This window comes from uncultured Marivirga sp. (assembly GCF_963974845.1).
Taxonomy (GTDB): domain Bacteria; phylum Bacteroidota; class Bacteroidia; order Cytophagales; family Cyclobacteriaceae; genus Marivirga; species Marivirga harenae.
The window spans coordinates 582,234-609,201 of record NZ_CAXBEQ010000002.1; the positions used below are offsets into that span (position 1 = coordinate 582,234).

Consider the following 26,968-nt stretch of genomic DNA (forward strand, 5'->3'; position numbering starts at 1 on the left):
ATACTAGGTAAAGGATTCAATTTAGCATATTGCTAATATTTAGCACAAACCAGCTTCTCCCCTGTTTCAGGGGAGATGTCCGAAGGACAGAGGGGTCTAAAACCCCACAGCCACCCGTTCCTTCACCACTCTCTTATTTCCCTCCGCTGTAAAAAGTTCAAAATAAATAATATAATAACCAGTTCTTACTTTTCTGCCATTAAAATCTACTCCATCCCAGCGAAAAAAGCCCGTATTGCTGAGGGTTTCATTATTGGCTAGAGTATTCACCATAGTGCCTTTCATATCAAATATCTTTACTGTGGCCTTTGTTCCTGCATCATCTAATCGATAATTAATTAAGGTGAAATTTCTACCGGGCTGATTATGCGCAAAAGTTTTCGGATTGGCTTCTATATTTCCAAAGCCGGTATTTTCATTTGTTAATTGGGAATTTACTTTACCAGGAGTGGCATAACCCACAGCCGAAGCAGCGGAGCTCCATGAATCTGCTTCATTGATTGGCGCTTCAGGATGGATTCTTTCTAATGAAACTCCATCCACTGTGCGTAAAAAAGGCAAATGCAAGTCATCTGAATATTCTAAATATTCCTCTAATTCCTGATTAGCTGAAACGATTCTTACTTTTCCTTCAGCATTAGTCAATGTAGGCAAATTGGCTTCTACAATGTTTTCCTCATGATGGGATGTAGGATAATCTTCAATGATACTTGTTTTATCAGGTGTTAAGGCCAGATATTGACCGGGTGCTACGATAACATTTTCGTTTTCATAAATCACATTTTCATCGCTATTACCTTCTACTGTCCAACCACTGAGATTAATATATTTATCAGAAATATTAAGCAATTCTATAAAATCTGCTCCTCCTGATTTTTGATCATAAAGCACCTCATTCAATACCAGATCTCCTTGTTGAGGTGGTTCTGCTAAAGCAAAATTCACTTGATTAGCATTAGAATTGATAATATTTCCGACACAATCCGTTAAATTATTAGTATTTAAACTGTAGCGAACTTTTACTTTTAATTCTTCTGTTAATTTTAGTTTTACTGAACTCAAATCAAGCATTTCTGCGCTTTCAATTTGAATGGAAGGGCTGATACGAAATTGATTTCTTCGAATTTGGGTTATGTCAATTACCTCATTAAAATAGGCGATTACTGTTTTTGGATTAGGAGCAAAAGCTTTTTCCAGCTCAGGACCAGATTGGTCTATATTTTCTTCTGTCACCGAATTTTCCATTCCTGGTGTCCCCTGTGCATCGGCTATAGATGCTCTCCAATTCGAAATGCCCAAGCACGGACTTCGGACATCAATCATTTCCAACGACCAACCTCCCTCATCATATTTAAAATTTTCTTTATACCACTGATCACTATAAAAAGCTTGATTGACAATGGTCTCATCGGTTATTAACTGTAGATCATCTCCTCTATTATTCAGATTGGGCCAAGGGCTTAAACCAATCACCCTAGCATAAGGTCTCAAGTCCTCCTCAGCAGAGCTAGGAGCTAAAAGCAAATATTCTCCAGCTTCAATATAATTCAAGTCCAATGCAACCGTATCCCGCTCATCCATATATTTTACATCCACAAGCGACAGTAATTCATCAGTCGGATTGTAAATTTCCACATATTGCCTATTAGGCAATTCTTGATCTCCATTAGGATTGGCCATAATTTCCGTGATGATCAACTCATTAAATCCCGGCTTGGCAGGACTTGTTAAAATAATTTCTTTTTCGAAATCCAAAATTGGGTTCTCTGATAAATCTGTAATACCATTTAAAGTCAAAGTATATGGGAATCCCGTTATCCAATCATTCTTCCATATCAAAACCACTTGGTTTTCGCTCCATAGTCGAGCTTCTTCTAAATTTATTTGAGGAGATAAATCATAGTTTTCTATATTTTCTACACTTAGCGTATCCAATGGTTCATCAAGGGTTAAAAGCAAAACGGAATCAGAAAGAAATAATACAGAATCCAGTTGTGGCGGGATAATATCATATAAAAAACTTGAAGAGAGATTTTGTGAAATATTTCCATTGCAATCTGCTACTTCATCAATATTGACTTCATAGGTAACTTCATTTTGTAATTCATCGGCTAAATTCAGTTTAATAGTGTTTTCCAAGTCTCCTTCAAAGCCAATTCCAGAAATTTCTATCGCAGGTGTGAGAGTATATACAGCATCGAGTACGAAATTTGAATCCATCCTTTTATCAAATACAATTGCCAGTTGGTTATTTTGGGTAGCTTTAAAAGAGTTGATTTCAGGCGGATGACCTGAAAATCCAGAATCTGAAATGCTATTTTCCTTTCCTGGTGTTCCTCCCTCAGTAGCTTCAGATGCTCGCCAATTGTTTTCGTCAAAGCAAATCAAATCAGGATTTATGATTTCTATGGTATAGCCTCCTTCTGATTTTTCTTCATCTTGATACCAACTTAAATCATAACCTAATCCATCAATTTTAATGCCCTGAGCATTGGAAATAATCACGCTATCACTACCATTATTCAAAGCTCTCCATGAAGATGGGATTATGACTTCTCCAAATTCCGCATAGCTCTCTTCGGCTGATGAAGGGGCTAAGATCAGATATTCTCCAGGATACAAAATAAAAGATGGTAATAGTCCAGAAGAGGAAGTATTGTCTGAAATTTGCCAGTCTGCCAAATCGATGAATTTATCAGAGCGGTTATAGATTTCCACAAATTCTTCATCGGGTAAGCCCAAAACGGGTGTGGGGTCTGGAAAAAACTCACTAATGATCACATCGCCAACTTCCGCCTCTTCCACTTCAAAATAGAAAAACTCAACAGTATCGCTATCGGATAGATTTCCTTCTAAATCACTAAGATTTTCAATGCCCAAACTGTAATCCAATCCGCTTTCGAGTGCATCTTCAAAAGTTAGCCAAACGGTATCTTCACTATGCTTAATTGTTGAAGGCGGGATTTCTCCTGGACTTAAAAAATAATGGCTAGTGTCAGTGGCTGAAGATTCCGTAATCTCCTCGGAAAACAACACTTGAATTTCCTGATTATTTAAAATTTCATATTCCAAGATCTGCGGAGGAATAGTATCAAAAATGTAATCTCCCAAATAGACATTATCAAAATAAAAGCTATTACTTCGGCTGGAGGTGAAATAACAAATGAAACCTGTATATCCTGTTTCATTAAAACTGGCTTCTGTACCCGTGGCAATGGTGGTGAAATTTTCGCCTTTGTTCCGGTCAACGGCAATTTCCCAATTAGCATCAGCATCTCTTCTTACCCTAATTCGAATATCAAAAGCAGCAGCAAAATCGCGATCTCCTCCTCGGGCAATTACTTGTTCATCACTTCCATTTCTGTAAAAGAGACTTATACCATCATTGCTTCCATTTTCTCCGATCTCCAGATAGTATCCCTCTTGAATGCTTTCCTCATTTTCAAAATCTCGCAAATCGGGTGTAGTACTGGCTAAATATATTTCAACCTTATTAGAGTTTGAAGGACTGAAATCTAGATTCACATCAAATCGCCATTCTTTATCATCCAAATTTCCATTTTCTGATAATGTAGCAATATAGGCGGGTTGTAATACTTCATCTTGAAAATTCAGCTGTAATTGAAAAGCATCGTTCACGATAAAATCATTCTCTTTTCCGATCCATTCTGGGTTATTAGTGAAATTACCATCCGAAAAGTCATCTTGAATGATTTGGGCATGCAAAGGGGAATAAGAACAGCAAAGTAAAATACTAAGGCTCAATACGTTTTTTATCATTAGGTTTTGGTTTGGTTCTATTTCAAATATGTTATTTTTGCCCTTAAAGAAATACGCAGAATTCAACACTGCAAATTACAAAAGTATAAATATTTGTGAAAATGAAAATAGCTGTTGTAGGTGCCACTGGATTGGTAGGTGGTGAAATGTTAAAGGTTTTGGATGAAAGAAACGTCCAATTTGATGAATTACTTTTAGTTGCTTCTGCGCGATCTGCAGGTAAGAAGATGAGCTTTAAGGGTAAAGAATATACCGTTATCACCTTGGAAGAAGCCGTGAAAGCCAAACCTGATTTAGCTTTGTTTTCTGCAGGCGGAGGCACTTCTCTGGAATGGGCTCCCAAATTTGAGGAAATCGGAACAGTAGTCATTGACAACAGCTCTGCTTTCAGAATGAATGACCGCATAAAATTGATCGTACCCGAAATCAATGGTCATGAATTGAAAATTGACCACCGAATAATTGCCAATCCGAATTGTTCTACTATTCAGATGGTCATGGCATTAGCTCCTTTGCATAAAAAATATAAAATGCAACGCATTGTGGTTTCCACCTATCAATCTGTTACAGGAACTGGGAAAGCAGCAGTAGACCAGTTGATGGATGAAAGGGCTGGAAGAGAAGGAGAAAAGGTTTATCCACATCCTATAGATATGAATGCATTGCCTCATATCGATGTGTTTTTGGAAAATGATTACACCAAAGAGGAAATGAAAATGGTCAACGAAACCAAGAAAATCTTTGGTGATAATTCCATAGGGCTTTCTGCGACTTGCGTTCGTTTGCCAGTGATGGGCGGTCATTCTGAATCAGTCAATGTTACATTTGAAAGAGATTTTGATGTTGCTGAAATAAAAGAAATTTTAGCCAATACACCAGGGGTAGTTTTACAGGATGACCCAAAAAACAATATTTATCCATTGCCATTGAATGCACATGGAAAAGATCAAGTTTTTGTAGGTAGAATCAGAAGGGACGAATCGGCTGCAAATACCTTGAATATGTGGATAGTAGCAGATAACTTACGAAAAGGTGCGGCAACAAATGCTGTACAAATTGCAGAATATATGATTGAGCACAGCTTAGTTCATCCTTATGGAATTGAGCGATAAAGCAGAATATTGGAAGTTTATAAAAGACCATGAGCAGGATGACCCTGCTCAATTGGTTTTAAAGCAACAGCAATTTTCTAATTTACCTTTAAAAGCATTAGCCTCCCAGATCGCTTCACGCCAAAAAGCTAAAGCTAAATTACCGGAATGGTATGCTAAAAAAGTCTGGTTCCCACCCAAGCTGTCTTTAGAGCAATGCAGCTCTGAGGCTACCGCAAAATTTAAAAGCCACTTAGTATCAGGAAGTAGTTTTGCGGATTTAACGGGTGGGTTTGGAATTGACACCTACTATCTATCCCAAAAATTTGCAGAAAGGCATTACGTTGAACAGCAGCAAAACTTATGTGAGTTAGCTGATTATAATTTTCATGAATTAGGGACTAACATTTCTATTCACAATACAAGTTCAGAGGAATTTCTCTCCTCCATTTCACACCATCTTGATTGGATTTATCTGGATCCCGCCAGAAGAGGAGATCGTAACCAGAAAGTTTTTTTATGGGAAGACTGCAGTCCAAACTTAGTAGAGCTTTTGCCTTTGCTTTTTGAGAAATCAGAAAATATACTAGTGAAAGCGGCTCCAATGCAAGATATCAGCAGGGCTACTGCAGAATTGGGGAATAAAGTAAAAGAAGTTTACATCATAGAATGGCAAAATGAGGTAAAAGAGCTCCTTTATCTATTGAGTAAAGAGTCTATTGAGTACCCGAAAATTCATGCTGTACAAATATCCGCTGTAGGACAACCCATATTCGCATTTACTGGAGATAAATTGAAGGAAACTGAGAACAAGATTAGTTTCGAATTACCCGAACAATACTTGTACGAACCATCTCCTGCCATTATGAAAGCAGGCCTTTTTAGACAATTGGCAGCCCGGTATGAAATTTCAAAATTACACCCGAACACACAGCTTTTCACTTCTGATATTCTGGTTGAAGATTTTCCGGGCAGAGTCTTTAAAATTCTACATTCAATTCCGGTACAAAAAAAAGAATTGAAAAAAGTTCTACCAGATTTGAAAGCCAATTTGAGCACACGCAATTTTCCTATGCCCATTGCTCAGCTCAAGAAAAAGCTTGGTTTAAAAGATGGAGGGGATAGTTATATATTTGCTACCACTTTGAAGGATGAGGGGAAGGGGTTGTTGGTTTGTGATAAGTTATGAATAATAAAAGAGAATATCCTTCTTGTCAAATCCTTCTCCTTTGCTGTCAGGATTGTAAAGCTTTTTCAATATTTGGCTAAAAGAAAACAAGAGGATGTATTAAGTAAGCAGCCATTAAGAAGTGGAACCGCTGTAGGAGCATTAATTCGTGAAGCTCAAAATACAGAAAGTAAAAAAGACTTCATTCATAAATTAGCAATAGCACAAAAAGAATGTGATGAAACGGTTTATTGGCTTGAATTACTAAAAGAGACCGAATATAATTATGGAGAAGAATTTCTAAGCATTTTTGAAAATGCCAATGAACTTTTGAGAATAATTAAAAGCTCAATTTTAACCATAAAACAGAAAACCCTCCATCCACAATTCATCTCTCATCATTCATAATTGGCATGTTTAACTAAAAATAAACTTCAAAATTAAGACAATTAGTAAGGGAGCACCGTAATACTTAAGCACCTTTAATCGGTTTGGTGCGTCATTCCACCAAAGCACCCACCAAGGCCTGATATAGCCGAAAAAAAAGAGCGTCCCAAAGCAAATCAAAAAGAAGTTAATATAATACAATTACTTATCCGGTTAAATCTGATGATTATCGAAAACGAGCCATAACACAAAACAAAATTACGATTTTATCGGATACTAGTGTGAAACAAAATTTTTTATATGATAACGATTGCAGAAAACGAGCAATATTCTTTAAAAGTAGATATCACAAAAAACAGGGCTTTCTTAAAAATCAATGGCTTTTGGAGAAACAAAGAAGACATTCCTGGTTACCTACAGGATTGGAATGAGGCTATTAATAAATTATCAAAAGGCTTTACATTATTAACGGATGCTACTGATATGACTATCCATCCTGGAGATGTGAGAGATGTTCATTCCAAAGCGCAGGAAAAAATAGTAAAAGCTGGTGTCAAAAAAGTAGCAGAACTGCATGGTGAAAATGTAGCAAGTATGCAATTGGACGGTGTTTCGAATGAAAGTGGAATGCCCAAGAAAAATTTTAATGACAAGGATGAAGCCATTAAGTGGCTGGATGCTTAGAAACAAAAAGAGCTCATAATAGTGAGCTCTTTTTGTTTATTATTTAAATATTGATTCTCCAATTACTCTTTTATAAAGCGTTTCACAATTTCCCCAGATTTGGCTTTAATCTTTAGCAAGTAAACTCCTTTCTCTAATTTAGATACATCAATTATTTCAGTACTCTTATAACTTCTGATTAATCTTCCATCTATAGATAAAACTTCTATCTGCTGAAGTTGAATATTTAAATCACTGCTAATAAAAATATGTTCGCTTACCGGATTGGGGAAAATAGTAAGTTCATCTGATTGTAATGGTGTATTGGATAGTACTGCATTTTCTGTAGAGACTGTATCAGACGGATAAGACGAATTTATAATGGAATCATTTTCCACTATATAACTTTGCACATAATATTCGTAAGAAATACTTGGGTCTTTTATAAAGTCATCAAAAGTAAATTCGGTCACTTGATTTCCATCTATAATTTCTAGTAATTCAAACTCCTCCTTTTCTTTAGTTTTTCTAAAGAGCTTGAATTGCGTTTCAAATTCTGAGTTATCATTTATTACCACTTGATACTTGCCTTCTTTTTCAAAATAGGCTACTTCAGTAATATAAGGGTTATTTAAACGGGTTAGTATAGTGTCGCTATAATTTTGATCACTATATTTCCAATTATTAAAAGTTCTTATTACAACAAATTGCCTTGAATTTTCTGATTCTACTGGAATCAAATATATTTGTTTTTCCCCTGTGCTATTTATTTCGGAACGACTTAATGCTTCCCCTTCATCACTACTTAAAAGATAATCAATAATTTCCAAAGAATTAACATTATTAATTGGTTCACTTAATACCCAGCTTACTTCAATTGAATCTTTTGACGTTTGATTTAACTTAACGTTTTTAGGTGGATTAATGATTACATCTCTAGTCCTGGTATAAATACCGCCAGCATCACCTTCAAGATCTCCGCTAATGGGGAAGATTCTAAAAACATAACGATTGTAAGGTCTCAGACCATTAAACTTAAATTTAGTAGAGTTTTGAGCTATTGTATCTAAACTTATATAATTTTTAGTTTTACTAGAAATATTTATTTCATAACATTCTGCGACATATGCTTCCTCATCGGGAGAGTCTGCCCAACTCACTTCAAATGTTTCATAGCCGACACTATCCACATTAAAACCGACCAAAGGATTGAGTCCGCCCTCATTCTTATAATTAAAATTGTTTATCCATCTTCCTTCTTGGCTATATTGCTGCATGTAAACCAACGTATCTTGATATGAAAAAACTAGGCTAGTAGGTTCATAATCATCATTTACTCTGGCCACTTCTTTTTCATATAAATAAGGGGGATTATAAAAATCAAGATCGTAAATTCTTCCATTATATAGCTGGATGAATTCACTATTGATTTTAGTAATTGAATTTTTATATAAAACATTTTGAGTACTCAAATCCAGTTTAGATACGTTTTCAATATTACTGTCGATTGAATAAACATTGTTTGCTTTATTGAAAACTAGCAATGAGTCGTTAAGGTTTCGGATATACGTAACTCGATTACCAAAACCTTTTCCTAAAGGGTTTAATTTTTTTGAATCAATATTCAACTGTACTGCCTCTTCCAGTCCTGAAAAGGACATGTTTTTTACCATTAATAGTAAAGAACTATCATTAATGTGGGTTGCATAATTTACTTGTTCAAGATTAGTATAAGTATCTTCCGTCCAAACGGAATCTGCTTTGTCGTATATGAAAACAGATTTTACTACAGTTCCATCTTCTTTTTTAGGGGTAAAATAATATGCTTTATTATTTAAAAATGTTACTTCTGAAAAAGCAGTCATTTTACTTTCTAGCGGTATATCTGGAAGGCTTACAAGTTCATCTTCATCTAAATCAAAATAAAAGGCTTTTTTTGTGTAAGTAGAAACAAAAAATAGCTTACTATCATTATAATCAATATTAGTTATTTCATAATGTTCCAGAGAGTCAGTAAGGGCTCCAAGTGACTTTTCTCTAAATGAGTCCCAAGAAGCAGTTTTTTGACTAGTTACTGACATCGGTTCACTATATAAGGATAAAGATTCACCATCATAATTCCTCATTCTATATGTATATGTAGCGTTAGGCTCTACATTAGAATCAATATAATTTATTTTGTAATTATTTCCATTAAGCTTAACAGTGTCAATTATTTCAAAATCTCCTTCTGATTTTGCCCTTTCTATAATATTATAGCCTTTAAAATCTTTGATAACTGATAAGAAATCAAATTCGATGGCTTTAGTACTGGTTAACAGATAATTGCCAAATTTGGGACTTAAAATTGGTGCTTTTAACATAAGATGATTGGACGTATCTATTCCAAATATATTTTTATTTACCGCATATACTTCCATGGATTCTTTTGGATATAAATAAATTTGTTTACTAGTTTCATATTTCAATTGATATCCTTCTAAATATTCAGAATTTTTAATACTATCATTTTTATTAGTTATAAGTTTAATACTATCAACATGATTATAAAAATTAAACTTTAATACATATCGAAAACGATCCCCACCATATTTCTCTCTACTGTAAGAAATAAAAGGAGCCATCGGCTTCAACTCTTCTGTATTAAATTCCACAACGTTAGAATAATCCGAATCCTCTCTGTTGTCTGCTATGGTTTTAGTTCTAAAATAGAATATTTCTTTATCTTCTAAAAATTTGGGCTTATAGTGCTGAATTATACTTGTATCGGAGCTATAAACCCTACCACTATCAAATGCTTGATAATTTAATCCATCATAACTTATTTCTATAATAGCTTCTGATGTAACATCATGATTTAAGACAAAATAATTCATTCTAAAACTTAATGAATCATCTTTTCTCTCAATTACATTTATCAATTCTGGTGTGTTTAGCTTTCCTGTATTATATATTGAATAAAAGCTTAATTCCTCAGATTCTGTAACACCCCCTTTGTTATAAGTAGCAACTTTAACATATTGCCTAACTCCTTGCTTCAAAGTATCAAATGTATAAAATAACGAGCTGGTAGTGTAGGCAGAAATAGAATCTTCAACCTCATAGTTATTATTGTCTCCTTCTGACAGGTATATTATAAAACCATCTTCATCATCATAATTGTAGTCCCATCTAATTGTGGTCGGAGAGGTATTAGCTTTTCGCAAATTAATTAGCGCCTCAGGCGGCTCAATAGTCACCAACCTTCTAAAATCATTTTTCTCAACCCCATTTCCAAATTGATCATAAACTAACCCTATTCCAGCATAAGCCTTACCATCTAAATAAAACACTACTCCACGGTTTATCTCATCTTCAAAAGATGAAGCCCCTATTGTTAAAGAATTGTCCGTTAGATCAATAATTACTTGCTCTTTTGTAAATCCTGATTTTAAAATATGCACCAAGCCATCCTCATCCGTATAAGCTGTGTTTTGTTGTAAACTGCTTAATTTTGAGTCTGCAAAAATTTCTTCTGTCCAGCTATCACTTGCAGGATCATAAGAATACATTCCTGTAAATTGCATGCTTCCTGATCCTGAAGCTATATAGCCCTTGCCGTTTGCAGTAAAACCTACTGCTCTACTTCTTGCTTCCTCAGTGGGTAATGATGCAATAGTAGTCCAACTTTCAGTAGCAGGATCAAACTCATAAAAATCATTCAGCGATCCGGTACCATTTCCGCCTAAACCAACATATCCTTTATTATCAATGCTGAAGCTTGAAGCTTCATTTCTAATTTCTCCAGGTAGATCTGAAATAGGTGACCAATTTCCAGTTGATGGATCATATTCATAGAAATCTTTTAATTGAGTAGCCCCATCGGTACCCGTTCCTACATATGCCTTGCCATCAGCTACAAAGGCAACTGCATTCTCCCTAGCAACTCCCGGAAAATCATTGATAGTTTTCCAGTTGCCATCATCAGCATTATACTTATAAAATGAATTTAAATGACTTGTTCCGTTATAGCCCGTTCCGACATAAGCAGTATCTCCTATCACGAAGCTTATGGCTCCTGAACGTGAATCAGGAAAATTTTGGATACTTTGCCATTCTTGAACCTGAGCGTTAACAGTGAAACACAATGAATAAATAAGCAGAATTGCGTAGGATAATAGTAAAGATTTTTTCATATGTACAGTTTTTCAAACTACAAATGTAAGCCATTGAGTCTCAATTCAAAATCTTTATATTAAAAGTTCTATTTATCCACCAAATCAAAACCAAAGCGTTCATTAAAACCCGCAATTCCCTGCAGTCCTCCTGAGTGGACAGCTAAAATATGGTCATCAGAAGAAATATTATCTTTCTTCCACTCCATCATTAATCCGTACATCATTTTGCCCGTATAAATTGGATCAAGGGGTACAGCCGTTTTCTCATAAAACTCAGTAATAAAATCAACTAATTCTGGCTTCCATTTGGCATAGCCCCCAAAGTGATATTGAGTCATCAACTCCCAATCATGTCTATTATTATTTGTTAAATTGCTCAGTTCCTCCTTGACCCAATCCCCTTTTAGCACTGAAATGCCTAATACTTTTTGATGCTCTGATTTTCCCTGTATTAAACCCGCCAAGGTCCCACCTGTACCAAAACAGGCACTTATTAAATTATAATGCTTCGGAATAAAATCATGTATTTCTGCTGTGCCTACAATCGCTTTATCATTTGTACCACCTTCTGGAATTATGTACGGCTCATTAAACCGAGTCTTTAACATGCTGGTGAAATCCGGATTGTCTTTGTTTCTATATTCCTCTCGGTTGATAAAGTGGAGTTCCATTCCATATTTTTTGGCAAGATTTAAGGTGGGATTGCTTACCTCCTCACCTCGAATTACACCGATCGATTCAAAACCACAAGCTTTAGCAGATATAGCAGTTGCTACAACATGATTTGAAAAAGCACCACCAAATGTTAATATGTTTTTGAAGCCTTTTAGCTCCGCTTCTAAAAAATTATACTTGAGTTTAAAAAATTTATTACCAGAGGCACCACGATGTATTTTATCTAATCGCAAGATATCAAATATTAATCCGGCAAACTGCACTCTTTGAATAGGTACCTCTTCGGGAGCAAAGAAATTTTTGACAGACATAAAGCTAATTTATAGGGATTTGATTAAATTTATTCTGTTCAACGGAGATTTGTTGAAATAAAATCAATTTTTATGAGGAAGTATTCCATTTTCATGATTTTAGTAGCGATTGGGTTTTCATCTTGCATGAAGTCAGTTTCCATTAACACCTTAAGGCCCGCTGATATTAATATACCCAATGAAATCCAATCGATTACCTTAGTGGACCGAACTGCTTATGAACGAGATGCCATAGGTGTAATTGAGGGAATTATTACGGGTGAAGGAATAAATGAGGATCAAGATGGAGTAATGGCTATGTTCTCTAGTTTACAGAATAGTTTAAGGGTTTCCCCTCGTTTTGATGTGGTCTTGGCATCCGAAAAACTAAGAGGTCAAAATATTTTAGGCTCATTTCCTGATCCATTGGATTGGAGGCAAGTTGATCAGTTGACTAGAAAATATAATACTGATGCCTTATTGGCTATTGAAATCTTTGACAGCAACTTTATCATTACCAACGGCAAAAGGAAAAACACCAGAACTGTGGAAGATGCTGATGGCAAAAAAGTAGAAGAAGAATATACAGAATTTTTTGCTGAGGGGGTTGGAAATACTAGAATTGGTGTTCGATTGTATGATGCAAAAAACAGAACCGTAATAGATCAAGATATATATACTCAAAATAAAACTTGGGAGGCTTCTGCTACTAGCTTGAAAGAGGCATTAGCTCAATTAGTTAGTAAGTCGCAAGCCACTAAATACTTAGCTCAATCCGTTGGCAATACCTATGCTAGTAAAATTGCTCCTATGCCCGTTAGAATATCCAGAAGCTATTATACAAAACCTAAAAAGAATTCCTATCTAAGCAAAGGGGCTAGACAAGCCAGCGTTAATCAATGGGAGTCGGCTATAGAAACATGGAAGGCAGGTTTAAAAAAATCCTCTGATACCAAAGCAAGTGGAAGAATGGCATATAATATTGCGATCGGATATGAGATATTGGGAGATTTGTTTTTAGCTCATGAATGGGCTGGAAAGTCATTTGTAGATTATGGTGAGAAAAAAGGAAGAAGCTATGCCAGCCAAATCAATAACCGTATGATTACAGAAGAGATATTGGACGAACAACTTCAATTACCAGAGCCCAAGTCGCAAACCGAAACTGGAAATAAGGACAAGTTAGATAAGCCCACTATAAAAATCAAGATGAAAGACAACTAGATTATTTAGAAATTACAAATTAATAATTGATGGTTAGATATATTGGGCTTCAGATAGAATCATTATTCTCTATTAAAGCTTGATCATTATTCAATTAAATAAAAATTTAATAATTGACTTTATTCATCAATTATTAATCAATTATTAATCATTAATTGCACTCCTTTGTCTGACTGCTTCAAATACTGCGATGGCACAAGAAACAGAAACATTAAGGGAGGCTATTTTACCGCTCATAGGGATTTTAGCCAGAAAATCAGCGGTTCTTATTAAATCATTGCTGATCCCATCCTCTTCTGAACCAAGAACAATAGCTAAAGGCTGATTCATTGGTGTATCATAAATTAAATCAGTCCCTTTTTCGGTGCATGCAACTACCTGTAGTCCACTTTTTTGCAAGTACTCCACGGTGTTTTTCAAACTGTTTTCCCTACAAATCGGGATATAATGCAAAGCCCCTGCTGAAGTCTTTACCGCATCAGAATTGATTTGCGCACTTCCTTTAAATGGAATTACTATGGCATCTACTCCCGCACATTCCGCTGATCGAGCAATCGCTCCAAAATTCCGTACATCTGTCACTCTATCCAAAATCAAAATCAATGGGTCTTTCCCTTTTGCATATGCTTCGTTAATGACATTGTCTAAAGAGGCGTAGCTCACTGCAGAAACCATGGCTATTACACCTTGATGGTTTTTCATCGTGATACGATTCAACTTTTCAATTGGCACTTTTGTGAAAGGTACTTTTTGTTCTTTGCACAAATCCATCAGCTCACCTACCAATTCATTTCGGACTTCTTTATCAATATAAATATTATCCATCTCCTTACCAGCATGAATAGCCTCAAGGATAGCACGGGTGCCGAAAATATAATCTTTATCGTTTAGTTTAGGTCTTTTTTGAAATCCTGCCATAGTCTAGAAATTGAATCGCAATATTCTTAATCTAATTTGGGAAAAGCTAATAATCTGCTTTTTATAAAATAAATAAGTCAAAAAAATAGCCCACAAATATTTGTGAGCTATTTTTATCCGTCTTCATAAAGCCTTACATCCTCTCGTAAAGTACCCTTAATTGATCTTGATATTCTATAGCTTGTTCATTCATTCCATATTGTCTCATAATTTGAACTATCTGACTTAAAATGGCAAAGCTAATTTGTCTTTCTCGGCCCATATATATTAATTCATTGTTCACAAGATACTGGAACTGTTCAAAGTTTTGCTCCCATAAAATATTGATTATTTCATTGGCTTTTTCTTCATTCCCAGTAGCCAAGTAAACTTGAATATAATCTAAGGCGGTCATATCAAAAGGTACAACCTCATTTGGAACCTTTTTAATAATAAAATCAACTACTTCAAGCGCTCTTTTTTCATCGCCTTCAGCCACCAATGATTTAGCCAAAGCCGTATAAACAGACCGATGATTTAAAAAGAAGTTTCTGTAATTTTCATTGTAATAAACATCAGGATCTGTTGTATTTGTGAAATGGAAATCGTTCATCAAATTATTGTACATCACCTCAGTATTCACAAATTCGGATTGCACATCATCTCTTTCTATCGGCAATAACCTATAAGTCAGTCCTTCTTGTACCACGTATTTACGAAGATCCATTTTGATGCCATTCAAGGAGGTAGTATTGAAGTAAATTGGTCTTTCCCAATTATTTTCATTCATGATATCCAAAATCATAAGGTCCTTTTTCTCCAACCCATTACCTTTCACATTCCACACCATTCTATCCACCATCATATTTGCCTTATCATCTGGGATTATTCCTAAACTTCTGACATGAGCAGAGTCCACCTTTAAGCTCAATTGCTTAGACGGCAACATATTATAGCTTCCCACAGATGTTGGCACCTCTAAACTTTTATTGTTGCTTCGGATTAAACTTAGATATCGGTCAATTGGAATAGCTCCTTTAATTCCTGCATTTGCCATATAAGGTAAGAAATCATTCTTGCCTCCTTGTGCCACTTGCTCCTCACTAAGTGTTATTGGCAAAGGCTCAGAATCATAAGCATTCTGACGCATTTGATTAATGTACCAGTCTGTATTGAAGTAGCTTAATACAATAACCCGGACATCGGTCCTGAAACCTTCTACTTCTTGAACAAACCAAAGGGGGAAAGTATCATTATCACCGCCAGTAAACAAAATTGCATTTGGCTCACAGGAAGCTAAATAATTCCTAGCTGCATCAACTGAAAAATACCGGTCTGATCTGTCATGGTCATCCCAACCTTCAGAAGCCATAATGCCAGGAACGATCAAACAAACAACTCCGGCTACTGCGCCCGCAACTTTAGGGTTTTTGATGGCTCTTTCCAATAAAGATGCAACTGCCAATACTCCAAAGCCTATCCAAAAAGCAAAAGCATAATACGAACCGGCATAAATATAATCTCTTTCTCTAGGTTCGGTAGCCGGTGAATTCAGATAAAGAATTAGTGCAATTCCCGTTAAGAAAAAGAAAAGCCCTACTACACTGAATCCTTTTATATCTTTTCTATACTGAAAGAAAATTCCAATTAAACCTAAAATGAAAGGCAGCATATAGAAATTATTACGCGCCTTGTTTTCTTTCATGATATCAGGCATTTCGCTAGTATCCTGAAACATGGTTTTCCAACCCGCCCCTTCAATGTCACTTTCTCTGCCAGCAAAATTCCACATTAAATAACGGAAATACATATGTCCAAGCTGGTAGCGGAATAAAAATTTTATGTTATCTGCAAAATTTGGTTTTTCATTTTGACGTAAGCCCGTCCACCTTCTGTATTCCTCTGCATGGCCCGGTGCTCCACTGTACATTCTAGGAAAAATAGTCGTCCTACTAGGGTCATGTTGTGTCGTGATTTTGTAATCCGTTACTTCATATTCTTCCTCTCCTTTGCTATAGACGGCATCACCTCGGTCTTGCGAAACAACCTCTGCATCAAAATATTGTCCATGAACTAAAGGTCTTGACCCATATTGATCTCTATTTAAATAAGACAATAAGGTCATTACATTTTCGGGATTATTTTGATCAATTGGAGGATTGTAGTTCGATCTGATTAATACTATAAAGTAAGACGAATAGCCAATCAAAATAAATGTAAACGCCAATAAGAAGGTATGAAGGGTAACTTTCTCGTTTTTTATAGCATAGTATATACCATAAGAAAGTCCGCCAATTAAAAGTAACGCAAAAATTAAAGCTCCAGAACCAAAAGGTAGTCCGATAGAATTAATAAAGAAAATCTCAAACTTACCAATTAAGTTAGGTACACCTAAAATAATAAACTGCCAAATCACGATCAGGATAGCGCTACTGATAAGTAGTGCAAAAAAGATTCCCTTGAAGGTTACATTTTTATACTTTTTGAAATAGTAAATCAAACCTAAAGCAGGAAGCGCGACTATGTTCAATAAGTGAACCCCGATGGAGATTCCAATGATATAGGCAATTAAAATTAGCCATCTATTTTCTGCAGACTCATCTTCAATTAAATCCCATTTCAACATGGCCCAAAAAACTAAGGCAATTAAGAATGAAGACATGGCATAAACTTCTGCTTCTACAGCAGACCACCAAAAAGAATCCGAAAAAGTAAACGCTAAACTTCCAATAGCACCTGCAGCAAAAATTTTGATCATTTGCCCAGTGTTGGCCTCGCCCACTTTTATCTTCATTATTTTATGGGATAATATATTTATGGACCAGTACATAAAAAGAATGGTAAACCCACTACTTAAAGCAGATACCAAGTTTACCGCAAAACCAACTGATTCCACATCACTGCTTGCAAACATGGAGAACATTCTCCCAATCAAAAGAAACATTGGGGCACCAGCAGGATGCGGAACTTGTAATTTATAAGCACTGGCTATAAATTCTGCACAGTCCCAAAAGCTGGCAACCGGCTCTAAAGTGAAGATATAAACGGCAGAAGCGATTAAGAAAATAATCCAACCACTGATGTTGTTAATCTTTTGGTATGACATCATAAATAATTGATTTTTTATAGTAGAGGCGAAAATAAGAAATTTCATTCTATCGGGCATTAGAACGTAGCAATTAATTCAGAATTGCGGTCTTTAATGTTTTTAATTAACATTTTTAAGAAGCTTTAAGCCGGCTATTATTCTTAAGAATCCCTATATTAGTAAATAGAGACCTTTTAAAATAAAAGACAATGACTGGTGGAATTGGATTTAGTAGGCAGGCTAGTGACTCATTTAAGCAAAACCGTGCTTTAAGAAATAAGCGAAAATCAATGAATAGCAACCCTTATTCTTCACAGAAGATGGGAGTAAAAAGGAGTCGTGGTAATTTTGACTTCAATGAAATTCAAAACTTCCGATCCAAAAGAAAAAGAAAGTCTCGGCTTATAAGCATTATTGTTATGCTCGTTTTCTTAATGGTTGTCTCCGTTTTGATGGCTTTGATAATGACTTAAATCAAAGGCTCCAAATACTTCCAAATCGTTTTGGCTACAATTTTATGGCCTTCAGGTGTTGGGTGAATTCCATCTGGCTGGTTTAAATCTGCTTCTCCACCTACATCTTTCAATAGAAAAGGAATAAGGTTCACCTCTTTATCTTCAGCTATTTTAGGAAATACCTTTTGAAACTCTTCTGCATAGGCTTGTCCCATATTGGGTGGAACCATCATGCCAGCCAGCAAAACCTTTATTTCAGGGTGAATTGCTCTTACTTTATCAATTATCGCACGAAGGTTTTTATTCGTTTCCTCAGGTTTAATTCCTCTTAAGCCATCATTTCCACCTAATTCCAAAACGAATATTTCGACTGGCTGACGTTTTACAACCCACTCCACACGGGATAGGCCACTGGCAGTGGTTTCCCCACTTACTCCAGCATTGATAATATTATAGTCATAATCCAAAGAATCCAACCTTTTCTGGATTAAACCTGGAAAAGCTTCTTCAGCCTCTACTCCATATCCTGCTGTCAAACTATTTCCAAAGAAAATGATATTATTCTTTTGGATCTCTTTTTGAACTTCCGCTTTTTGTTCAAGAGTTTCAGATTTCTTTTCTGACTTTTTATTGTTGGGTCCACATGCTGTGAGCACTAAAATAAATATAGTAATCATTGAATTGAAATATATTTTCATCTGCTTATTGTATTGAATTCTTATTGCTTTCTTTTAAAAGTATTAAATTACGCAAATTGTTACAAAATGATGGATTATATGAAAATTCCACTCTTATTAATTTTCGTGTTTTTAACTATTTCTTGTAATCAGCAATCAAAAAAAACCATTTCTGATGATGCAGAAATCAAGAAAGTATCTGATGGCTTTAGTTTTACCGAGGGCCCGACATCAGATAAAGTTGGAAATCTTTATTTTACCGACCAACCGAATAATCGGATTTATAAATATGACATCGCTGGAAACTTGAGCATATTTTCTGATCGTTCCGGGAGATCCAATGGTTTGTATATTGATGATAAACAAAACCTTTGGGCTTGTGCCGATGGAAAAAATCAACTGTGGAAATATTCTTTGGATGGTGAAAAGGAAATAGTTTTAAACCCTTCCGGTGAAGTCAATTTCAATGGCCCCAATGATGTTTGGGTGCATCAAAATGGAAACCTATATTTTACGGATCCAATTTACCAAAGACCCTATTGGGTAAACGAACATGATACGGTTGGACCGCAATCCATTTTTCTATTGAAAAATGGAAATCCTATTTTATTGGATTCCACCTTAATGCAAGCCAATGGAGTGGTCGGAAATTCCAAAGAAAATTTATTGTTTGTGGCTGATATTGGAGCCAATAAAACCTATCGCTACAAAATCAATATTGAAGGCGAACTGGAAAGTAAAACGCTTTTTATTGAAAAAGGCTCTGATGGCATGACTTTAGACGCTAACGGTAATTTATATCTGACAGGCGAGGGGATCGATATTTATGATAGAGATGGTCATTTTCTTCAACACATTGACATCCCTGAAAAATGGACGGCCAATGTGTGTTTTGGAGGTGAAAATTTTGAGTATTTATTTATTACAGCATCGAAATCATTGTATCGCGTTAAAACTAATGTCAACTCCGTTCGTTGAAAAACACTTGCAAATAGCTGCCCTACTTATATTTTTGCAAGTACTTTAACTTTTCAAATTGAATAGTATGATTTTTAGAATTGTCACTGTAGTGCTTTTTATGTCTTCTTTTTCAACAGTTTTCGCTCAAGATGATCCTGATTTAGGAGCATGGTATATGTATTTCGGAGGCTTTGAATTTGAAGATAGCCAGTTTGGAATTCATGCAGAAGCTCAATACAGAAATCATAATTTCATTGGTGATTTAGAGCAATTACTATTGAGAACTGGCGTCCGCTATCATCTGAAGGATGGTTCAGCCACTTTCACTTTTGGTTATGGAAATATTACCACTCAAGCTGTAGGTGAACCGAATAACCCAGTGGCTGAAAACAGAATATATCAAGAGGCCTTGTTGAAGCAAAATGTTTCTTTAGCATCACTGAATCACCGTTTTCGATATGAACAACGCTTTGTAGAAGGACAAGATTTCAGAACCAGGTTTCGTTATGCTTTATTTATCAATATACCGCTGACCTCTAAAAAATTTGCTCCCGGTGGGTTTTACATTCCTATTTATAATGAGGTATTTATCAATGGAGAAAAAATGGAAAACATTGAATATTTTGATAGAAACAGACTTTATGGGGGGTTGGGCTATGTTTGGAAAGACAATACAAGAGTGCAATTAGGAATTATGGAGCAGACCCTGAACTTTGGTTTTAGCAAAACTCAATTGCAGTTTTCTCTGCATCATAATTTTCAATTATAAATAAATTCAAAGAACCATAAAAATGAAGAGCTCAACCTTATCATTTCTCATCCTTACCATTCTATTTCTTACTTCCTGTAAATCTGCTCAGCAACGAAAAATCGATGCCGAAGAAAAATATGGATATCTTCCAGATGAAGTGAGAAACCTAGAAACCATCAAAGCTTATGCATCAGAATGGGGTATTCCACAAGAGTCACTTTACATAATGGATACTAAAAATTATAGTGATGAGATATATAGTTACGAAAGTGACAATAAAAGACTCACCCATGATTTATACCAATGGCATCAATTAATGGTTTTTGATCAATCTGATAGTCTATTGTCATATCAACTAAACTGCACAACAAAAAGAGTAGATAATAATTGGAAATGGAATTATGAAGGTACGTTTGATCAATATCCTCCTAAAGATAAATCGGTTAAGAAATATCAGAGAGAACTAAGGTTGTCAAATGTTTCTCCCTATTTTAAAGACTTATCAGGCAAGCCTTTCAGTGAAAAGATCAGTGAAGATACTGAATTATTCATTATTGTTTATTGGACTATTTATAATGGAAGGCAGTCCAAAAACTTAATTGAAGAAGTATTAAACTATAGAAGAATGCAGGCGGACAAAAAAATTGAACTCGTTTTCTTGAATCAACCGTCTGTCTTCATTGAAAACGAAATGATTCATTAATTTTTTGTTTATTTAATCCTATACTTTGTCTAATACTGAGATTCATTAGGCCTGTATGCTTTTCAGTTATTGCACAGCGTAACATACCGTCTATCTATTTAAATTTGGATTGATGTAATTCCGGCATCCTGTTCTTCAAAAATGTGTTAACATTGGGTGTCAGGTTAATAATTCTATAAAGTAGCCATACAGGATGTATAAAAAATTATCTGTTATCTTCATTTTTCTAGTTTTCTCAAGTGTAACTATTTCAGCAAAAGAAAAAGAAAAAAAAGCTTTCCGGGAAATGGAGACCCAATTTGTGGAAAAACTTACACCCTCCATTGATGGTGATTTAGAGGATGCTTTTTGGCAAGATATCACAGAAACTGAAGCCAATTTCATCACATTTGTGCCAGAAAATGGAGCTAAATCAGATCAAAAAACTTATATCAAAACCGCTTATACTGATTTCGGAATTTACATTTCTGCCAGAATGGTAGATACTAGTGGTGAGCCAATCAGACAAGAACTGGGAATTAGAGATGATGACAATAGAAATGCCGATCAATTTGGTGTCATTTTAGATACATACCAGAACGGACAAAACGCATTTTACCTAAAAGTTAGCGCAGCTGGTGTTCAAACTGATATATTTATCAATAGAGGTCGAAGTGATTACAATTGGGATGCTGTTTGGAAAAGCGAAGCAAAACTAACGCAAGACGGTTGGCAAGTTGAAATGGAAATTCCATATTCTGCTATTCGTTTTCCAAAAAATCAAAATCAAGACTGGAATGTTAATTTCATGCGTAAAATCCAAAGCAAGAACGAAACTTCCTATTGGAATTATGTGGACAATTCTGTTGATGGATTAGTGAATCAATCAGGCGTTTTAAAAGGTTTGAAGGGAATAAAACCTCCATTAAGATTATCGGTTTCTCCATACATCACTGCCTATTACAATAAAAGAGGTGCTGAAAGCGGTATGGACATTACAGGCGGTATGGATTTAAAATATGGTTTAACCGAAAGTTTTACCTTAGATATGACTTTGATCCCAGATTTTGGCCAAACTGTTTCTGATAATCTAGTTTACAACCTCGGTCCTTTTGAAGTTCAATATGCGGAAAACAGAGCCTTTTTTACAGAAGGTACTGAGCTGTTTAATAAAGGGGGCTTGTTCTATTCTCGTAGAGTTGGACAGTCATTCGGTTCCGTAGATCTGCAAGATTCGGATTCCCTTATCAATAGACCTTCCGAAGCACCATTGTTAAATGCTTCAAAAATTACTGGCAGAACAAAAAGTGGATTAGGAATTGGCTTTTTCAATGCGGTCACCAATAGAACATTTGCTGAAGTCTACGATAAAGAGAGCAAAGGCAAAAGATTGGAGCAAGTTGATGACCTTACGAATTTCAATGTTATGGTAGTCGATCAAAGCTTGAAAAACAATAGCAACATCAGTTTGATTAACACAAACGTTCAGCGTTTTGATGGAGGTCATAATGCTAATGTAATCGGTTCAGATTTTAGACTAAGAGATAAAAGCAACACTTACCAAATTGAAGGTTTTGGAGCCTACAATAACATACAAAATCCCGAAGGATTTGTAGAAGATGGTTATAAGTACAATGCATCCTTTGCAAAAATAAGTGGTAAATATCAGTTTGAAGTCGGGAGAAATGTTGAAAGTGATAGCTACAATCCTAATGATATGGGATTTTTACGAAACCCCAACGAGATATCTCATTTTGCTTCAATCGGCTATAATCAATTTCAACCCACTCCACTTTTTAATCAATATAGAATATGGGCCGGAGCTGATTACAGTGAACTATATGAGCCCAAGTTATATCAAAATTTCTCTCTTTGGAATCAATGGTGGGCCCAGACAAAGGATTTTCAGACTTTTTCTGTGAATTTGAATTACCGTCCCGCTAAATCATTTGATTATTTTGAGCCTCGGGTACAGGGTGCCAAATATTTCAGGACCTGGAATTATAGTACCAACTTCCGGTATTCATCTGACAGTAGAAAGGCGCTTATGAGTAATATTTCTGTCGGTGTTTGGAATGCTCCAGATAGAGATCAGTTTGACTATTGGGTGAACATTTCTCCTCGATATCGATTAAATGATCAGTTTTCTGTTGATTACGGTTTTAATTTCAACAAACAGTTTAGTTCTATCGGGTTTGCTGAGCATTTCACAAATGATGAAGGAACTGTATCGCAAGTTATCTTTGGAGAAAGGGATATTGATGTGATGTCCAATGTTTTGGGAATCAACTATACTATCAACAATAAAATGGGGTTCAATTTCCGATTACGACATTATTGGAATAAAGTAGATTACTTTAATTACTTTAACTTAAATGCCCAAGGAGACATTGAGCCTATCGCCTATTCAGGGAAAGATTTGACTTCTGATAATTACGAAAAGCATGACACAAACTTTAATGTCTTCAATATTGACGCTGTTTATTCCTGGCAAATTGCCCCTGGCAGTTTTGTAAATGTCGTATGGAAGGATGCCGTTCAAGAAGTAAACCAAAGTGTGGATATGAATTTTTCAGATAATTTCAGAAACGTACTATCTACCATGCACCAGCAAAACTTGAGTGTTAGATTAATATACTTTTTAGATTATACACAAATTAAAAGGGATTTAGCACTAAACAGAAGTTAATCTGTTAGCTCATCTTTCATTAGAGCCTGATTCAATATTTACTTAACGACAAGATTGATGTTCTGCGATTTTCTTAGAAGGCTTTTCCCAGAAAAGAATAAGCAAAAAACGGAATGTATTTTAACTCCGACTGTCAATGATTCCTGTAAAGAAAATCAATCATAAACTGTCAGATGCTGCGCATTATTATTTAAGTGACCGACCCGTAAATAATACTTAGCTTTCAATTTCCTCATAACCTACCCTTAAAAGTACATAAGCCAAAGTACCAGAAAGAGCCATAAGAAATATCACCATTGCAAAAACTCCCCATGTGTTTTCAGCTCCTTGAAATGATGTTTTGTATGCCATAACCAATAATGCTACCAAGCATATTACTGTGGTGATTAAGCTGCCAATACCGAAATAAATGGCTAGTCCTCCATTTACTCTTTTTTGCAATCTTCTAGACATAATATTTCCCTTTAAAAAAAGGTTATGCTAATCTGCATTAAATAACCAAAAACCATAAATGCATCCAATCCTAAACGCAAATCACAGTTTCTTACTTTATAAAAGTATAAATATTGTGATAAAAATATTATTATAAAAGCAAAACAAATTGAATCAAGAATATCAATGCTGCAATTAAAAATATTGTTAACCTATATTCATTATTTTTAACGTAGTATAAATAAGCTAGTAGTATCAAAATTGTTGTGGGTATCAAAAATCCAAAAACTCTGAAAACGCTATATTCACTGTAGATTGTGACGGTTTTTTTATTATTTGTTAAGAAGTCTCCTTGCTTAAATATCATACTTCTTTTTAAGACAAGTGTATCATCAATTTCTATCTTTGCTATTTCTTCCTTTCCAAACCTAAAAGTCATCCCATTATTTAATTCCGCTCTATAAATGTAATCAGTATTTGGTTTCGTTGTCCCTGATCCATATCGCGAAAAAGCTTTTACCGTTTCTATTTCATCGATTTTTACTGGTTCAGATACTTTAGGTAGGCAGAAATCAATCAAGAGAAGTATATTAAAAACTAGAATTATAAAAACGAAAAGCTTCAACCTTACAAACAACCACTTAAACATCTCATCTTTTTGCGCTTTCGCTTTTTTAGATTTTTGCCTTTGATGATACGCTCTCTTTCTCCTTTCATAATCTTTTTGTGAATTAGAATGAACAGACTCATTTTCGTCTTGCGTTGGAGGATCAGGATACCTTTTTAGAAATCGATAAGCAGAGTTTATTTCCTTAAATTTTGCCCCACCATCTATTTTATAAATATCAGGATGATATTGCTTAGCTAAATTTCGATATGATTCTTTTATCTCTTGTTGAGATGCTCCAGCATTCAAGCCCAATATTGAAATGGATTCAATATACGTTCTCTTGCTACTAGCCATTTGATTTACTAATGTAAAAATAGCCTAAACCCAGCGCAAACCCAATTCCGGTGAACAATGAAATATTATGTAAAAAGTATCCTGTTAACATTCCCGCCAGAGTAGAGAGCCCGACTTTAAAGAAAGGATTTTGCCAGATATTTTTCATTCTGCCATTAACCTGTATACAGGGTATCTTTTATGAGATTTTTCGTAATGCTCTGATCGTTTGAAAATCCAATCTAATTGAGCATAATTACTGGATGCAAAAGAGGAGTCATTCTCCTGCTTATTGGAAAATTCGTTTTGCTCTTCTTCAGGCATATCCGATAATATATTTTCAGCCTTCTGTTCGAATACATAGCCAGAAAATCCTTCCTTTTGCTGTAAAATGCTATCGAAAAAATTCCAGTTGAAAAAAGAATCCTGTGCCTCTGGCTCTAGAATTTCTACTAAATATCTTCTTGCTTTTTGACGAGTATCAATCAAATAATCACCTTTTCTTAGTGCTACTTTTTGATTTGACGATTTCACTTTTGTATTGTAATGCACATAGTGCCCTTCATATGGATTGGATACCGTTTTATAATCTTCAATATGATAGATCTCTACCGATAAAACCGTATCCTTTTTCAAAGCATCCATCTTCACTCCATTGGCTTTTAACCTATTGATCACTTCAAACCAAGCTTGCGGAATTACATAATAATTTGGAACCTTTACAGACTTCTCTGCTTTATAATAGTTGTAAAAAGGAACCTCTTTTTCAAAGGTATCATCCCTGTTATATTTTAATAGTGGGTTTCCTGTCAAGTCACTTTCAGGATAGCTTGTTTTATATCCATTCAAAGTAATCATTTTAAATTGATCCTTATCGTTTTTCCACATAATGGGTAGAGAATCTGCTTGCTGAATTTGATCTCGATCATGTGCTTTTAATTTTTGAATTTTAGCTCCTTCTTTAGCAGTAAGTTTCGAAGCAATACTTAAAAAATCGTATATATTTTCAACTCTAGTTTTATAGTCTTTCCACATATGGTCTTCAGTCATAAAACCAAAAGTCTGAAATAATGTAGTATATCCTGTTGAATAACGTGGTGCATCCCAAAATTGACTCCAACCATTTTCTGGTGTCGTACCATGCACATTTACATATTCAATAGGATTTCTGTCTTTGTCTTCCATCATTTTGAAAATCATGGGTTCGAATTCCTCTTCCAAATATTTACCCAGCTCGCCACCAAGTTTATCCTTTTGAGTAGTTAGAACCGTCACTACATGCTGATGATCGGAACCATTGGTAACATGTGTGTCAATAAAAACATCAGGGTCAAGCTGATGGAAAATTTCTGCAAAGGCAAATGCATTTTTAGAATCCATTTTGATAAAGTCCCTGTTCAAATCGTAATTCTGAGCATTTCCTCGAAAACCATAGGACTTCGGACCATTTTGATTCGTTCGAGTTGTGCTATTTCTATTTAATGCTCCACCAACATTATAGAACGGAATCACTGCTACGATCACGCTATCCAAAAATGAATGCTGACTTAAATTTTGTGCCCAATTTCTCAACATCATAATTGAAGCATCAATTCCATCTGATTCTCCTGGGTGAATTCCATTATTAATTAATAAAATAGGCTTTTCTGAATCCTGTAGCTCACTAAATGGAAATTTTTCAGATTTATTAAAAATTACCAAATGCAAGGGCTCTCCGCTATCTGTTTTGCTCATTTCTCGCATATCTATTTGTGGGAACTTTTGCGCAAGTGCTTTATAGAAAGCTATTCCTTCTTGATAAGTAGCTGTTTCGGTTCCATTGGATTTTTCGAAAGGAGAAACCAAATCTTGAGCCATTGAAATTGAAGAGCAAAGGGCAAGTACAGTAAAAAGGAATGATCGCATCATTTTGGGATTTTAGGTGAAAATTAAAATTACAAAATCAGAAATGATTATTAT

General features: G+C 35.2%; 18 protein-coding genes. 9 read left to right on the top strand and 9 right to left on the bottom strand.

Features of this window, described 5'->3' with window-relative positions; genetic code table 11:
* Positions 1–96: 96 nt before the first annotated feature.
* A complete protein-coding gene (locus tag AAC601_RS07010; protein ID WP_340152868.1) occupies positions 97–3,780 on the bottom strand; it encodes a lamin tail domain-containing protein in 3,684 nt (1,227 codons plus the stop codon).
* A gap of 101 nt (positions 3,781–3,881) precedes the next feature.
* On the opposite strand from AAC601_RS07010, the gene AAC601_RS07015 reads away from it, so the two are divergent.
* The 4 genes from AAC601_RS07015 to AAC601_RS07030 all read left to right on the top strand — a co-directional run bounded on the left by AAC601_RS07015 (position 3,882) and on the right by AAC601_RS07030 (position 7,110).
* Entirely contained in the window at positions 3,882–4,892 is a 1,011-nt protein-coding gene (locus AAC601_RS07015) for an aspartate-semialdehyde dehydrogenase (protein ID WP_340152869.1), read from the top strand.
* Positions 4,876–6,060, top strand: coding sequence for a hypothetical protein (locus tag AAC601_RS07020; protein WP_340152870.1), 1,185 nt, complete (start codon positions 4,876–4,878; stop codon positions 6,058–6,060). Before AAC601_RS07015 ends, AAC601_RS07020 begins: the two co-directional genes overlap by 17 nt.
* Positions 6,061–6,075: 15 nt before the next feature.
* Positions 6,076–6,447, top strand: coding sequence for a four helix bundle protein (locus AAC601_RS07025; RefSeq protein ID WP_340152951.1), 372 nt, complete (start codon positions 6,076–6,078; stop codon positions 6,445–6,447).
* A gap of 279 nt (positions 6,448–6,726) precedes the next feature.
* Entirely contained in the window at positions 6,727–7,110 is a 384-nt protein-coding gene (locus AAC601_RS07030) for a hypothetical protein (protein WP_340152871.1), read from the top strand.
* 62 nt (positions 7,111–7,172) lie between these two features.
* Here AAC601_RS07030 and AAC601_RS07035 read toward each other — a convergent pair whose 3' ends face one another.
* Both AAC601_RS07035 and AAC601_RS07040 read right to left on the bottom strand, forming a co-directional pair.
* On the bottom strand, positions 7,173–11,264 hold the full coding sequence (locus tag AAC601_RS07035) for a kelch repeat-containing protein (protein ID WP_340152872.1): 4,092 nt from the start codon (positions 11,262–11,264) through the stop codon (positions 7,173–7,175).
* Positions 11,265–11,332: 68 nt separating this feature from the next.
* Entirely contained in the window at positions 11,333–12,232 is a 900-nt protein-coding gene (locus AAC601_RS07040) for a pyridoxal-phosphate dependent enzyme (RefSeq protein WP_340152873.1), read from the bottom strand.
* Positions 12,233–12,304: 72 nt separating this feature from the next.
* On the opposite strand from AAC601_RS07040, the gene AAC601_RS07045 reads away from it, so the two are divergent.
* A complete protein-coding gene (locus AAC601_RS07045) occupies positions 12,305–13,435 on the top strand; it encodes a DUF6340 family protein (RefSeq protein WP_340152874.1) in 1,131 nt (376 codons plus the stop codon).
* 144 nt (positions 13,436–13,579) lie between these two features.
* Here the strand turns inward: AAC601_RS07045 and rlmB are convergent, their stop codons facing one another.
* The 3 genes from rlmB to AAC601_RS07060 form a co-directional block, all read right to left on the bottom strand.
* A complete protein-coding gene (gene rlmB, locus AAC601_RS07050) occupies positions 13,580–14,353 on the bottom strand; it encodes a 23S rRNA (guanosine(2251)-2'-O)-methyltransferase RlmB (RefSeq protein ID WP_340152875.1) in 774 nt (257 codons plus the stop codon).
* Positions 14,354–14,486: 133 nt separating this feature from the next.
* Positions 14,487–17,441: a DUF2723 domain-containing protein gene (locus tag AAC601_RS07055; protein ID WP_340152876.1), complete on the bottom strand. Its 2,955-nt coding sequence runs from the start codon at positions 17,439–17,441 to the stop codon at positions 14,487–14,489.
* Between the two features lie 448 nt (positions 17,442–17,889).
* Entirely contained in the window at positions 17,890–18,552 is a 663-nt protein-coding gene (locus AAC601_RS07060; protein WP_340152877.1) for an arylesterase, read from the bottom strand.
* 99 nt (positions 18,553–18,651) lie between these two features.
* Between AAC601_RS07060 and AAC601_RS07065 the strand changes: the two genes are divergently transcribed.
* The 4 genes from AAC601_RS07065 (at position 18,652) to AAC601_RS07080 (ending at position 23,634) form a co-directional block, all read left to right on the top strand.
* Positions 18,652–19,530, top strand: a complete 879-nt coding sequence (locus AAC601_RS07065) for an SMP-30/gluconolactonase/LRE family protein (protein WP_340152878.1) — start codon at positions 18,652–18,654, stop codon at positions 19,528–19,530.
* A 67-nt stretch (positions 19,531–19,597) separates the two neighbouring features.
* A complete protein-coding gene (locus AAC601_RS07070; RefSeq protein ID WP_303271270.1) occupies positions 19,598–20,281 on the top strand; it encodes a DUF2490 domain-containing protein in 684 nt (227 codons plus the stop codon).
* A gap of 22 nt (positions 20,282–20,303) precedes the next feature.
* A complete protein-coding gene (locus AAC601_RS07075; RefSeq protein WP_303271271.1) occupies positions 20,304–20,966 on the top strand; it encodes a hypothetical protein in 663 nt (220 codons plus the stop codon).
* 193 nt (positions 20,967–21,159) lie between these two features.
* Positions 21,160–23,634 (top strand): DUF5916 domain-containing protein, encoded by a 2,475-nt coding sequence (locus AAC601_RS07080; RefSeq protein ID WP_340152879.1) that lies wholly within the window; start codon positions 21,160–21,162, stop codon positions 23,632–23,634.
* Positions 23,635–23,850: 216 nt separating this feature from the next.
* On the opposite strand, the gene AAC601_RS07085 is transcribed toward AAC601_RS07080, so the two are convergent.
* The 3 genes from AAC601_RS07085 to AAC601_RS07095 all read right to left on the bottom strand — a co-directional run bounded on the left by AAC601_RS07085 (position 23,851) and on the right by AAC601_RS07095 (position 26,917).
* The gene (locus tag AAC601_RS07085) at positions 23,851–24,087 is read right to left on the bottom strand and encodes a hypothetical protein (RefSeq protein WP_340152880.1); all 237 of its coding nucleotides are present in this window, start codon (positions 24,085–24,087) and stop codon (positions 23,851–23,853) included.
* A 130-nt stretch (positions 24,088–24,217) separates the two neighbouring features.
* Positions 24,218–25,030, bottom strand: coding sequence for a DnaJ domain-containing protein (locus AAC601_RS07090; protein ID WP_303271274.1), 813 nt, complete (start codon positions 25,028–25,030; stop codon positions 24,218–24,220).
* A gap of 144 nt (positions 25,031–25,174) precedes the next feature.
* Positions 25,175–26,917: a M14 family metallopeptidase gene (locus AAC601_RS07095; RefSeq protein ID WP_303271275.1), complete on the bottom strand. Its 1,743-nt coding sequence runs from the start codon at positions 26,915–26,917 to the stop codon at positions 25,175–25,177.
* Positions 26,918–26,968 lie beyond the last annotated feature (51 nt).

Bases quoted from the DNA above. Each gene is read 5' to 3' on its own strand.
- AAC601_RS07010 (WP_340152868.1), bottom strand. From the start codon at position 3,780: ATGATAAAAAACGTATTGAGCCTTAGTATTTTACTTTGCTGTTCTTAT.
- AAC601_RS07015 (WP_340152869.1), top strand. From the start codon at position 3,882: ATGAAAATAGCTGTTGTAGGTGCCACTGGATTGGTAGGTGGTGAAATG.
- AAC601_RS07020 (WP_340152870.1), top strand. From the start codon at position 4,876: ATGGAATTGAGCGATAAAGCAGAATATTGGAAGTTTATAAAAGACCAT.
- AAC601_RS07030 (WP_340152871.1), top strand. From the start codon at position 6,727: ATGATAACGATTGCAGAAAACGAGCAATATTCTTTAAAAGTAGATATC.
- AAC601_RS07035 (WP_340152872.1), bottom strand. From the start codon at position 11,264: ATGAAAAAATCTTTACTATTATCCTACGCAATTCTGCTTATTTATTCA.
- AAC601_RS07040 (WP_340152873.1), bottom strand. From the start codon at position 12,232: ATGTCTGTCAAAAATTTCTTTGCTCCCGAAGAGGTACCTATTCAAAGA.
- AAC601_RS07045 (WP_340152874.1), top strand. From the start codon at position 12,305: ATGAGGAAGTATTCCATTTTCATGATTTTAGTAGCGATTGGGTTTTCA.
- rlmB (WP_340152875.1), bottom strand. From the start codon at position 14,353: ATGGCAGGATTTCAAAAAAGACCTAAACTAAACGATAAAGATTATATT.
- AAC601_RS07055 (WP_340152876.1), bottom strand. From the start codon at position 17,441: ATGATGTCATACCAAAAGATTAACAACATCAGTGGTTGGATTATTTTC.
- AAC601_RS07060 (WP_340152877.1), bottom strand. From the start codon at position 18,552: ATGATTACTATATTTATTTTAGTGCTCACAGCATGTGGACCCAACAAT.
- AAC601_RS07065 (WP_340152878.1), top strand. From the start codon at position 18,652: ATGAAAATTCCACTCTTATTAATTTTCGTGTTTTTAACTATTTCTTGT.
- AAC601_RS07070 (WP_303271270.1), top strand. From the start codon at position 19,598: ATGATTTTTAGAATTGTCACTGTAGTGCTTTTTATGTCTTCTTTTTCA.
- AAC601_RS07075 (WP_303271271.1), top strand. From the start codon at position 20,304: ATGAAGAGCTCAACCTTATCATTTCTCATCCTTACCATTCTATTTCTT.
- AAC601_RS07080 (WP_340152879.1), top strand. From the start codon at position 21,160: ATGTATAAAAAATTATCTGTTATCTTCATTTTTCTAGTTTTCTCAAGT.
- AAC601_RS07085 (WP_340152880.1), bottom strand. From the start codon at position 24,087: ATGTCTAGAAGATTGCAAAAAAGAGTAAATGGAGGACTAGCCATTTAT.
- AAC601_RS07090 (WP_303271274.1), bottom strand. From the start codon at position 25,030: ATGGCTAGTAGCAAGAGAACGTATATTGAATCCATTTCAATATTGGGC.
- AAC601_RS07095 (WP_303271275.1), bottom strand. From the start codon at position 26,917: ATGATGCGATCATTCCTTTTTACTGTACTTGCCCTTTGCTCTTCAATT.